The following is a 13,078-nucleotide window of genomic DNA, read 5'->3' as shown; positions in this document are numbered from 1 at the left end:
CTAAAGAACAAGGGAATATCTGCAGCACAAATATTCCCAATCGTGCAAAACAATTAAGCCAAAATCTTCGCAACTACACCCGCACCGACGGTACGACCGCCTTCACGGATTGCAAAGCGCAAGCCCTCTTCCATCGCGATGGGGGCAATAAGCTTTACGGTGATGGTGACGTTATCGCCAGGCATCACCATCTCTTTGTCCTTAGGCAACTCAATTGAGCCGGTGACATCGGTGGTACGGAAGTAAAACTGAGGGCGGTAGTTGTTAAAGAAGGGGGTGTGACGACCGCCCTCATCTTTGGACAACACATAAACCTCAGCAGTAAAGTGGGTGTGGGGGGTAATCGAGCCGGGCTTAGCTAATACTTGGCCACGCTCGACTTCCTCGCGCTTGGTGCCGCGCAAGAGGATACCGACGTTATCACCTGCTTGACCTTGATCGAGCAGTTTACGGAACATCTCTACGCCAGTGCAGGTGGTTTTGAGGGTGGGCTTAATACCGACGATCTCAATCTCTTCACCGACTTTAATAATGCCGCGCTCAACACGACCGGTCACCACCGTGCCACGACCAGAGATCGAGAACACGTCTTCGACTGGCATCAAGAATGCGCCATCAATCGCACGCTCAGGATTGGGGATATAGCTATCTAAAGCTTCAGCAAGCTTCATGATGGCGCCTTCGCCCAACTCACCCTTGTCGCCTTCTAAGGCGAGCTTGGCAGAGCCCTTGACAATGGGGGTATCGTCGCCTGGGAACTCATACTTGGAGAGCAGCTCACGCACTTCCATCTCCACGAGCTCTAAGAGTTCAGCGTCGTCGACCATATCGCATTTGTTCATAAACACGATGATGTAAGGCACGCCTACTTGGCGGGCCAAGAGGATGTGCTCACGGGTTTGGGGCATGGGGCCATCGGCTGCCGAGACCACCAAAATAGCGCCGTCCATCTGGGCAGCACCAGTAATCATGTTCTTCACATAGTCGGCGTGACCTGGGCAATCGACGTGCGCGTAGTGACGGTTCTTGGTCTCGTACTCGACGTGGGCGGTATTAATCGTAATACCACGGGCCTTCTCTTCAGGGGCCGCATCGATCTGATCGTAGGCTTTTGCTTCGCCACCAAAGAGCTTGGAGAGCACGGTGGTGATTGCCGCGGTTAGCGTGGTCTTACCGTGGTCGACGTGACCAATGGTGCCAACGTTCACATGGGGTTTAGTCCGTTCAAATTTTTCTTTTGCCATTTTGGGTGCCTTTTATTTAGCTAATCAATGTTCAAAAATTTACTTTGCTTTTGCTGCAATCACAGCATCAGCCACGTTCTTCGGTGCTTCTGAATAATGCTTAAATTCCATGGTGTAGGTCGCGCGACCTTGGGTTAGTGAGCGCAAGCCGGTTGAATATCCAAACATTTCTGCAAGGGGAACCTCAGCGCGCACAATCTTGCCGCCACCAGGGATATCATCCATACCTTGCATGATGCCGCGACGAGAAGATAAATCACCCATCACATTACCCATGAAATCTTCTGGCGTTTCAACTTCTACCGCCATCATTGGCTCAAGCAGAACTGGGCTTGCTTTACGCATACCGTCTTTGAATGCCATCGACGCCGCCATTTTGAATGCATTCTCATTCGAGTCAACATCGTGATAGGAACCAAAGAACAGGGTTGCCTTTACGTCAACCACTGGGTAGCCAGCAAGGACTCCGGCATTGAGCGTCTCCACGATACCCTTTTCAACCGCAGGAATGTATTCACGAGGAACAACTCCACCCTTGATCGCATCAACAAACTCAAAGCCCTTACCTGGGTCTTGTGGCTCAAGTTTCAATACCACATGACCATATTGACCACGGCCACCAGATTGCTTAACAAATTTGCCTTCGATTTCGTCGCAAACCTTACGAATGGTTTCACGATAAGCAACTTGTGGTTTACCAACCGTTGCCTCAACGCCGAACTCGCGCTTCATGCGATCAACAATAATCTCAAGGTGTAGCTCGCCCATTCCAGAAATAATCGTCTGACCAGATTCTTCATCGGTCTTGACGCGGAATGATGGATCTTCTTGTGCAAGGCGATTGAGCGCTAAGCCCATCTTCTCTTGGTCAGCCTTCGTTTTTGGCTCAACGGCCTGAGAGATCACGGGCTCTGGGAACACCATGCGCTCTAAGATCAAAATATTATCTGGGTCGCAAAGAGTTTCACCAGTGGTGGCTTCTTTTAAACCAACCGCTGCGGCAATGTCGCCAGCACGAACTTCTTTAATTTCTTCGCGCTGATTGGCATGCATCTGCAGTAGACGACCGATACGCTCTTTTTTGCCCTTGATGGGGTTATAAATCGTGTCACCAGAATTCACAACGCCAGAGTAGACGCGGAAGAAAATCAACTGGCCCACAAAGGGATCAGTCATGATCTTAAATGCAAGTGCCGAGAACTTTTCATCATCACTGGCTTTACGACTGGTTTCACTACCGTCTTCTTTTTCGCCTTTGACCGGAGGAATATCAACGGGTGAGGGCAAGAAATCAACAACCGCATCCAACATTGCTTGGACGCCTTTATTTTTGAAAGCGCTGCCACAAAGCATGGGAACGATTTCACCAGCGATGGTCCGTTGACGGAGTGCCTTCTTGATGTCTTCCTCTGTCAGAGTTTCGCCGCCAAGGTACTTGTCCATCATTTCCTCAGAGCTCTCAGCCGCAGCCTCAAGCATTTTCTCGCGCCACTCTTCAGCGATTTCTTTCAATTCAGCAGGGATATCACCGTACTCAAACTTAGTTCCCTGAGAAGCATCATCCCAAATGATGGCTTTCATCTTGATTAAGTCAATCACGCCCTGGAAGTTTTCCTCGGCACCAATTGGAACCTGAATTGGAATCGGGTTTGCCTTTAGGCGCGATCTCATCTGGTCGTAGACCTTAAAGAAGTTAGCACCGGTACGATCCATTTTGTTCACAAAGGCTAAACGTGGCACTTTGTATTTATTTGCTTGGCGCCAAACGGTCTCAGACTGTGGCTGAACACCGCCCACCGCACAGTAAACCATGCAAGCACCATCCAATACACGCATTGAGCGCTCCACTTCAATCGTGAAGTCAACGTGTCCTGGTGTATCAATGATGTTGATGCGATGCTCTGGATAATTACCAGCCATACCTTTCCAGAAAGCGGTGGTAGCAGCTGAGGTGATGGTAATCCCTCGCTCTTGCTCTTGCTCCATCCAGTCCATCGTGGCAGCGCCATCATGAACTTCGCCGATTTTGTGATTTACGCCGGTATAAAACAACACGCGCTCGGTTGTGGTTGTTTTGCCAGCATCGATGTGTGCAGAGATACCAATATTTCGATAGCGCTCAATGGGGGTTTTACGTGCCACTTTTTCCTCTTTCGGTTAGAGCGTTAGAAACGGAAATGCGAGAAGGCTTTGTTGGCTTCAGCCATACGATGAACCTCTTCACGCTTCTTCATTGCGCCGCCACGACCTTCAGCGGCTTCTAGTAATTCGTTTGCCAAACGCTGTGCCATAGACTTTTCACCACGCTTCTTGGCAGCCTCTCTTAGCCAGCGCATTGCCAAGGCAGATCGACGCGATGGACGAACTTCAACGGGCACCTGATAGTTAGCGCCACCAACCCGGCGACTTTTGACCTCAACCATGGGTTTTACATTTCCCATCGCGGTCGAGAAAATCTCGAGGGGCTCTTTATTGGCTTTTTTCTCAATGTGTTCAAAGGCACCATAGACGATGCGCTCTGCAACGGACTTTTTACCGTCAAGCATTAAGACGTTCATGAACTTAGCTACTTCCACATTCCCAAATTTTGGGTCAGGAAGAATTTCCCGTTTCGGGACTTCGCGACGACGCGGCATAACAACTCCTATCTATTCAGTTAGGGAACATTCCCTTGGTTACCTAACAACTTTGCAAACAAAGCGAAGTAACCACTTACTTGCCAAAATGGCCTTTACTACAAAACTACTACTTCAAATTACGCTTTCTTAGCACGCTTTGCGCCATACTTAGAACGAGCTTGCTTACGATCTTTAACGCCCTGCAAGTCAAGAGATCCGCGAACAATGTGATAGCGCACACCAGGCAAATCCTTCACACGACCACCACGAATCAGCACAACCGAGTGCTCCTGAAGGTTATGGCCTTCACCGCCGATATATGAGATCACCTCAAAACCATTGGTTAAGCGCACCTTTGCCACTTTACGCAATGCCGAATTTGGCTTTTTTGGCGTCGTCGTGTAAACACGGGTGCAAACACCGCGGCGCTGGGGGCTATTCTGCAACGCTGGGCTTTTGCTCTTAACCACTAGACGTGAGCGCGGCTTTCGCAGCAGCTGATTAATTGTTGGCATAAATTTATACTCGCTTATTACTTTTATCTTTAAAATCAATAACTTATAAAATTAACCTGCTATTTTCTTAAGTAATTGATTTTCTTATGAATTAGTAGAACTCAGCATTCTAACTTGACCAGCCCTTCCCGTCAACTTCCAGGAGAAAGACTGGTCAATGTGTTGAATTACAACCCCTAACTTTGTTCGGCCTCACCTTCAGGCGTTGCTGCAGCCTCAACTTGCTCCGCTACGGCGCCAGCCTCCAACGCTAAAGCCTCCTCGGCTGCAATCATCTGAGCACGATCGCGCTCAAATTGCTCACGTACTTTTCTAGCACGACGATAGGCCAAGCCAGTTCCGGCAGGAATCAAACGCCCAATAATGACGTTTTCCTTGAGGCCTCTCAAGGTATCAACTTTGCCCATAATGGCAGCTTCTGTTAATACACGAGTGGTTTCTTGGAAGGATGCCGCTGAAATAAAGCTGTCAGTTGACAAGGATGCCTTGGTAATTCCGAGCAGAATGTTTTCGAACTGAGCAGGTTGCTTGCCTTCAGCAATCACACGATCGTTTTCGTCATAAAGCTTGGAACGCTCCACTTGCTCACCAGTAATGAAGTTGGTGTCGCCAGGATTGGTGATCTGAACACGACGCAACATTTGACGCACGATTACTTCAATGTGCTTGTCATTAATCTTTACGCCTTGCAGTCGATAAACGTCTTGCACCTCATCAACGATGTAGATCGCTAACTCTTCGATTCCCTTGAGATGCAAAATATCGTGTGGATCTGCTGGACCCTCCACAATCATCTCGCCCTTGTTCACGACTTGGCCGTCATGAACCAGAACCTGCTTCTCTTTTGGAATGAGGAACTCGCTGCTTTCACCATCCATATCAGTAATCACCAAACGCTGCTTACCTTTGGTTTCCTTACCGAACGAAACTGTTCCAGTTACCTTGGCCAAAATCGCCGCATCTTTGGGTGAACGGGCTTCAAATAATTCAGCAACTCGTGGCAAGCCACCGGTAATGTCGCGAGTCTTCTGCGACTCAATTGGAATACGCGCCAACACCTCACCAACTTCGATCTTCTGACCATCTTTTACGGTGATCAATGCGCCGACCTGAAGACCGATCGTTACGGGATGATCAGTACCAGCAATCTTGGTTTGATTTCCCTGCTCATCGAGTAACTGGATTACAGGACGCAAACCTTTGCTTGCTGCTGAACGGCGCTTACCATCGATCACCACCAAGGTTGATAAGCCGGTGACTTCATCAACTTGCTTGGCAACGGTGACGCCCTCTTCAACATTCTCAAAGCGTGCAATGCCTGCATACTCAGAAATAATTGGGCGAGTTAAAGGATCCCAGGTTGCAATACTGGTACCGGCTTTTACGCTTGCGCCTTCCTTCACGAGCAAGGTCGCTCCGTACGGAATCTTGTGACGCTCGCGCTCGCGACCGTTGTCATCCAAGACCAAGGCCTCGCCTGAACGAGATATCACCACTGGCTCGCCCTTCGCATTCGTTACAAATCGCATAGTGGAGGAGAACTTCAATGAACCGTTTGACTTCACCTCAACATTACTTGCAACCAATGCACGTGATGCGGCTCCACCAATGTGGAAAGTACGCATCGTTAACTGGGTACCGGGCTCACCAATCGACTGAGCCGCGATTACTCCAACTGCCTCACCCACGTTAACGAGACCGCCACGACCTAGATCACGTCCATAGCACTTAGCACATAGTCCATAGCGCGTCTCACAGGTTAGAACAGTACGAACCTTGACTTCATCAATACCTAAATCAACGATTTGATCGACATGATCTTCTTCTAGCAAGGTATCGTGGGGAACAATGACCTCTTGAGTGTCTGGATGCAAGATATCGCCAATGCATACGCGGCCTAAAATGCGATCGCGCAGGGCTTCAATAATTTCGCCACCTTCCACTAGGGCACGCATCGTTACACCATTACTTGCGCCACAATCTTCTTCAACCACAACCAGATCTTGCGTCACATCGCACAAACGACGCGTCAAGTAGCCAGAGTTTGCAGTCTTCAACGCAGTATCTGCGAGGCCCTTACGAGCACCGTGGGTGGAAATGAAGTACTGCAACACATTCAAGCCTTCACGGAAGTTCGCTGTAATCGGTGTTTCAATGATTGAGCCATCGGGCTTCGCCATCAAGCCTCGCATACCAGCAAGCTGACGAATCTGTGCTGCTGAACCACGCGCTCCAGAATCAGCCATCATGTAAATGGAGTTGAAGGACTCCTGGCGTACCGGCTTGCCGTTGCGATCAGTTACATCAACATGCGACAACTCGTCCATCATCGCCTTGCCAACCTGATCACCAGCGGCACCCCAAATATCAACCACGTTGTTGTAACGCTCTTGATTGGTTACCAAGCCTGACATAAATTGCTTGTCATACTCTTTCACTTTGCCGGCAGCTTCGTTAATGATTCCGTCTTTCGAGCTTGGAATCAGCATGTCATCGATCGCAATCGAAATACCTGCCTTGGTTGCCAAACGGAAACCTGCCTGCAACAAACGGTCGGCAAAAATAACGGTTTCACGCAAGCCGCACTTCCGGAAGGAAGTATTAATCAGCCGTGAGATTTCTTTTTTCTTCAGCGGCTTATTAATTTCTGCAAATGCCATACCTTTTGGCAAAATCTCAGACAAAATTGCCCGGCCTACCGACGTATGCTGAACCGATGTCTTGGCAACAAAGCGCTCATCGCCCTCGGCATTTTTGTTCACTACTTCATACTCAGTGACGCGTACCGCAATCCGCGATGCAAGCTCAACAGTTCCAGCCTCATACGCCCGAATCACTTCTGGAATATTGGCAAATACCATGCCTTCGCCCTTACCGTTAATCTTATCGCGCGTCGCGTAATATAAACCTAGCACTACGTCTTGGGACGGAACAATGGATGGCTCGCCGTTCGCAGGGAAAAGCACATTGTTAGAGGCCAACATTAAGGTGCGGGCCTCCATTTGCGCCTCGAGAGAGAGCGGGACGTGAACAGCCATTTGGTCGCCGTCAAAGTCAGCATTGAACGCAGCGCATACCAGGGGGTGCAACTGAATTGCTTTGCCCTCAATTAACATCGGTTCAAACGCTTGAATACCAAGACGATGCAAGGTCGGCGCACGATTTAACAGAATCGGATGTTCCCGAATGACCTCTTCCAAAATATCCCAAACGATTGGGGTTTGGCTTTCGACCTCTTTCTTGGCGGCCTTAATGGTGGTTGCAATGCCGAGTGTCTCAAGCTTATTAAAAATAAATGGCTTGAATAACTCCAATGCCATCAATTTTGGCAGACCGCACTGATGCAATTTCAGCGTTGGGCCCACTACGATCACCGAACGACCGGAGTAGTCAACACGCTTACCTAATAAGTTTTGACGGAAACGACCGCTCTTACCTTTAATCATCTCAGCAAGCGACTTCAACGGACGCTTATTCGCACCCGTCATTGCCTTACCGCGACGACCGTTATCCAATAAGGAGTCAACCGCTTCTTGCAACATGCGTTTTTCGTTACGAACGATAATCTCGGGGGCGCGCAACTCCAAAAGGCGGCGTAGACGATTATTACGATTAATAACGCGACGATACAGATCGTTCAAATCGGAGGTTGCAAAACGACCGCCATCCAATGGCACCAATGGACGCAACTCAGGAGGCAATACTGGCAAGACCTCCATGATCATCCAATCAGGCTTGATGCCCGAACTTTGGAAGGCCTCTAGTACCTTGAGACGCTTGGCGTACTTTTTAATCTTAGCGTCGCTGCCGGTTGCCTTCAACTCTGAACGAATCGATTCAACCTCACGATCAATATTGATGGTGCGCAATAGCTCCCGAATACCTTCGGCCCCCATAATGGCAGTAAAGGCGCCCTCGCCAAATTCTTCGACCTTAGCGTTGTACTCATCCTCGGACATAATTTGACCGCGCTTCATCGCGCCCTCAGGCGTTAAGCCTGGATCAACAACGACATATGCTTCAAAGTACAGAACGCGCTCAATATCACGCAAGGTCATGTCTAATACCATTCCCAAACGGGATGGCAAGGACTTCAAAAACCAAATATGCGCAACCGGGGCAGCGAGTTCAATATGCCCCATGCGCTCACGGCGCACCTTGGCCAGTGTGACCTCGACGCCGCACTTTTCACAAATAACACCGCGGAATTTGAGACGCTTGTACTTACCACACAAGCACTCATAGTCTTTAATGGGTCCAAAGATCTTGGCACAAAAAAGGCCGTCTCTCTCTGGTTTGAAGGTACGGTAATTAATCGTCTCAGGCTTACGAACTTCTCCGAAAGACCACGAACGAATCTTCTCGGGAGAGGCTAAGCCAATTTTGATAGCATCAAATTGCTCCTCGCCAGAGGTTTGCTTAAATAGATCGAGCAATGCTTTCATATCAGTTACGCTCCATGTCAATGTCAATACCCAACGATCGGATTTCCTTCACCAGAACGTTGAACGATTCGGGCATGCCAGCATCAATCGTGTGCTCACCCTTGACGATGTTTTCATAAACTTTGGTTCGGCCAGTGACGTCGTCAGACTTCACAGTGAGCATCTCTTGCAAGACATAGGAGGCGCCATACGCTTCTAGGGCCCAAACTTCCATCTCACCAAAGCGCTGTCCACCAAACTGGGCTTTTCCGCCCAGAGGTTGCTGGGTGACCAAGGAGTACGGACCAGTTGAGCGAGCATGCATCTTGTCATCCACTAAATGGTGCAATTTCAAGACATGCATCACACCAACGGTGACTGGGCGCTCAAAAGCATCACCAGTTCGCCCGTCATACAAGGTGATTTGCTGACGCGAGGGAGTCATGTGCAAGCTCTTAGCTTGATCATCGGGATAAGCAAACTCCAGCATCTTGCCAATCTCGTTTTCTGTAGCCCCATCAAAAACAGGGGTTGCAAATGGCAAGCCATTCTTCAGATTGCTCGCAAGCTCCAGAATCTGCTCATCACTAAACTCATCAATGTTTTCTTGACGACCAGTCTCGTTATAGAGAGTCTTAAAGAACTTCCTGAGATCGGCTACCTTGGCTTGCTCTTTGAGCATGGCATCAATGCGCTTACCAATTCCCTGCGCAGCCCAACCCAAGTGAGTTTCCAAAATCTGACCAACGTTCATCCGTGATGGGACGCCCAAGGGATTCAGCACGATATCAACCGAACGACCATCGGCCATATATGGCATATCTTCGACTGGAACAATCTTGGATACAACACCCTTATTGCCATGACGTCCTGCCATCTTGTCGCCAGGCTGCAAGCGGCGCTTAACCGCCAAATACACCTTAACCATCTTGGTAACGCCTGGAGGCAATTCATCGCCTTGGGTCAGCTTCTTCCGCTTTTCCTCAAACGCTGCATCAAACTGCTTACGCTTTGCCTCAATCGAGGCTTTAATGGCTTCGATTTGGGTTGCTACCTCCTCATCAGCTGGACGAATATCAAACCAGTGATAACGATCCAATTCCGACAAATACTCTTTCGTAATCTTGCTACCTTTGGCCAATTTCTTAGGGCCGCCATTCGCAGTTTTGTTTAAGAGTAATTTTTGCAAACGATCAAACGCATCGCCCTCAACAATACGCAACTGATCATTCAGATCTAAACGATAGCGTTGGAGCTCTTCAGCAATAATCGATTGAGCACGTGCATCACGCTCGATACCCTCGCGGGTAAATACCTGAACGTCGATAACAGTTCCGCTCATGCCCGATGGTACACGCAGGGAAGTATCTTTAACGTCAGAGGCTTTTTCACCAAAGATTGCGCGTAATAGCTTCTCTTCTGGAGTTAAGGTGGTCTCGCCTTTTGGCGTTACCTTACCGACCAATACGTCGCCAGCCTCAACTTCAGCACCGATGTAGACAATACCGCTTTCATCGAGGCGCGCCAATTGCGATTCGGCCAAATTGGAAATATCTCTTGAAATCTCTTCCGAGCCCAGCTTGGTATCTCGCGCTACAACCGATAGCTCCTCAATATGAATCGAGGTATAGCGATCATCCGCCACAACCTTCTCAGAAATCAAAATAGAGTCTTCGAAGTTATAACCGTTCCAAGGCATAAAGGCGACGGTCATATTTTGACCCAAAGCCAATTCACCTAAATCGGTTGAGGCACCGTCCGCAACCACATCACCACGTTTGACATGATCGCCCACTTGTACGATTGGACGTTGATTAATGTTGGTATTTTGATTCGAGCGAGTGTATTTAGTGAGGTTATAAATATCCACACCCACTTCACCGGCTGCGGTCTCATCATCATTCACGCGAATCACGATGCGGTTTGCATCCACATAATCAACCACACCACCACGCGTTGCCATCACAACAGTGCCTGAGTCCAAAGCCACAATGCGCTCGAGGCCCGTTCCAACCAGTGGCTTATCAGGACGCAAACAAGGAACCGCTTGACGCTGCATGTTTGCACCCATCAATGCGCGGTTTGCATCGTCATGCTCCAAGAATGGCACGAGGGAAGCTGCCGCAGAAACGATTTGGCTTGGTGCGACATCAATGTAATCAATACGCTCTGGTCCAACCATCATGGTCTCGCCCGCTTGGCGTGCAGAAACCAATTCATCCGCTAACTTACCGTTTTTATCGATGGTCGCATTCGCCTGAGCAATCGTGTACTTCGCTTCTTCAATCGCCGACAAATATTCCACTTGATCGGTTACCTTGCCATTGCTTACCTTACGGTATGGCGTCTCAAGAAAACCATGCTCATTTAATCGAGCAAATAGAGCGAGTGAGTTAATCAACCCAATGTTTGGTCCCTCTGGGGTTTCAATTGGGCAAACACGGCCATAATGAGTTGGATGCACGTCGCGTACCTCAAAGCCGGCACGCTCACGTGTTAATCCACCCGGTCCCAATGCTGAGATACGGCGCTTATGGGTAATCTCAGACAATGGATTAGTTTGATCCATAAATTGCGATAGCTGCGATGAGCCAAAGAATTCACGAATTGCCGAGGAAATTGGTTTGCTGTTGATTAAATCATGAGGCATCAAATTCTCGGTCTCGGCCTGACCAAGGCGCTCTTTAACAGCGCGCTCAACACGCGATAAACCGGCACGAAACTGATTTTCTGCCAATTCACCAACACAGCGGACACGACGATTACCAAGGTGATCGATATCGTCAACCTCGCCCTTACCATTACGCAGATCAACCAAAATCTTGATGGTATCCATGATGTCTTCATTCGAGAGCACCATGGGGCCTTCCATATCGCTGCGACCCAAACGACTATTGACCTTCATGCGACCAACTCGCGAGAGGTCATAAGAGTCTTCGCTGTAGAACAAGCGTTGGAACAAAGCCTCAACAGCATCTTCGGTGGGCGGCTCACCAGGACGCATCATGCGGTAAATGGCAATGCGAGCAGCGGTTTGATCAACTGTCTCATCCATGCGCAAGGTCTGCGAGATATAAGCACCGCAATCTAAGTCATTGGTATAAATGGTCTCAAATTGCTTGATGCCACTTTCACGAAGTTTGGCCAACAGGTCTTCGGTAATCTCGTCATTCGCGCTTGCTAATACTTCGCCAGAATCCGGATCGACAATATTTTTAGCGACCACACGACCAATTAAAGAATCATCCGGGACGGTAATAATTTTGGTTTTAGCAGCCTCAAGCTCACGAATATGCTTTGCATTGATGCGCTTGTCTTTTTGAACAACTACAACGCCGTTCTTGTCCACAATATCAAATCGAGCAACTTCACCACGCAAACGCTCTGGGACAAATTCCATCGATGCGCCGGATTGCGAGAGTGTGAAGTGGTCAAAATTAAAGAAGTTCGCCAAAATTTGCTCATTGTTTAAGCCAATCGCTTTGAGCAAAATGGTGACCGGCATCTTACGCCGACGGTCTACCCGGAAGTACAAAATATCTTTAGGGTCGAACTCAAAATCCAACCACGATCCACGATAAGGAATAATGCGCGCGGAGAACAAAAGCTTCCCTGAGCTATGAGTTTTGCCTTTGTCATGTTCAAAAAATACACCGGGTGAACGATGCAACTGAGAAACGATCACGCGCTCGGTGCCGTTGATCACAAATGAGCCGGTATCGGTCATCAAAGGGATTTCACCCATGTAGACTTCTTGCTCTTTAACCTCTTTTACCTTGTGCGGCGCTTCACGGTCATTAATGATTAAGCGAACTTTGGCGCGCAAGGCGGAGTGATAGGTCAAGCCACGCTGTTGACACTCTTTGACGTCAAATGGTGGTGGCGATAATTGATACGAAACATATTCCATGCGCGCATATCCATTGTTAGATACGATCGGGAATATTGACGTAAATGCAGACTGAAGTCCTTCGTTCGCTCTTGCAGTTGCAGGTTTATCAGCCTGCAAAAATTTGGCATAGGACTCGAGCTGGGTTGTAAGCAGGTATGGAACCTGGTGATTATTGGGTCGCTTAGCAAAACTCTTACGGATGCGCTTGCGTTCGGTGAAGCTATAGTTCATTTCATCTCCGATGGCAGCGACTGAGCAAAGATTTGGCGGCTGGCCTCTACCAGCCTCTGGCGGACAGCAAAACAATATAAATTGTTATGCCCGACCAAACTTGTCTTCTGCAGTCGTATCAGAAGGCAAACCAGATTTCAGACTTACATTTGTA

6 protein-coding genes are annotated in these 13,078 nt (G+C 48.8%); all 6 read right to left on the bottom strand.

Annotation, left to right across the window (positions count from 1 at the left end):
* Positions 1-53: 53 nt before the first annotated feature.
* Positions 54-1,244, bottom strand: a complete 1,191-nt coding sequence (gene tuf, locus QUE60_RS00255; RefSeq protein WP_286223765.1) for an elongation factor Tu — start codon at positions 1,242-1,244, stop codon at positions 54-56.
* Positions 1,245-1,283: 39 nt separating this feature from the next.
* The gene (gene fusA, locus QUE60_RS00250; protein ID WP_286223773.1) at positions 1,284-3,386 is read right to left on the bottom strand and encodes an elongation factor G; all 2,103 of its coding nucleotides are present in this window, start codon (positions 3,384-3,386) and stop codon (positions 1,284-1,286) included.
* A gap of 23 nt (positions 3,387-3,409) precedes the next feature.
* Positions 3,410-3,880 (bottom strand): 30S ribosomal protein S7, encoded by a 471-nt coding sequence (rpsG, locus tag QUE60_RS00245; protein WP_108507579.1) that lies wholly within the window; start codon positions 3,878-3,880, stop codon positions 3,410-3,412.
* Positions 3,881-3,999: 119 nt separating this feature from the next.
* The gene (gene rpsL, locus QUE60_RS00240; RefSeq protein ID WP_286223772.1) at positions 4,000-4,377 is read right to left on the bottom strand and encodes a 30S ribosomal protein S12; all 378 of its coding nucleotides are present in this window, start codon (positions 4,375-4,377) and stop codon (positions 4,000-4,002) included.
* A 176-nt stretch (positions 4,378-4,553) separates the two neighbouring features.
* Positions 4,554-8,822 (bottom strand): DNA-directed RNA polymerase subunit beta', encoded by a 4,269-nt coding sequence (rpoC, locus tag QUE60_RS00235; RefSeq protein ID WP_286223771.1) that lies wholly within the window; start codon positions 8,820-8,822, stop codon positions 4,554-4,556.
* Position 8,823: 1 nt separating this feature from the next.
* Positions 8,824-12,924 carry a DNA-directed RNA polymerase subunit beta gene (gene rpoB / locus QUE60_RS00230; RefSeq protein ID WP_286223770.1) on the bottom strand — a complete coding sequence of 1,367 codons (4,101 nt, stop codon included), beginning with the start codon at positions 12,922-12,924 and terminating at the stop codon, positions 8,824-8,826.
* Positions 12,925-13,078 lie beyond the last annotated feature (154 nt).

It is taken from the genome of Polynucleobacter sp. HIN11 (assembly GCF_030297675.1).
Lineage (GTDB): Bacteria > Pseudomonadota > Gammaproteobacteria > Burkholderiales > Burkholderiaceae > Polynucleobacter.
This window is presented reverse-complemented; position numbering and strand designations above follow the sequence as displayed.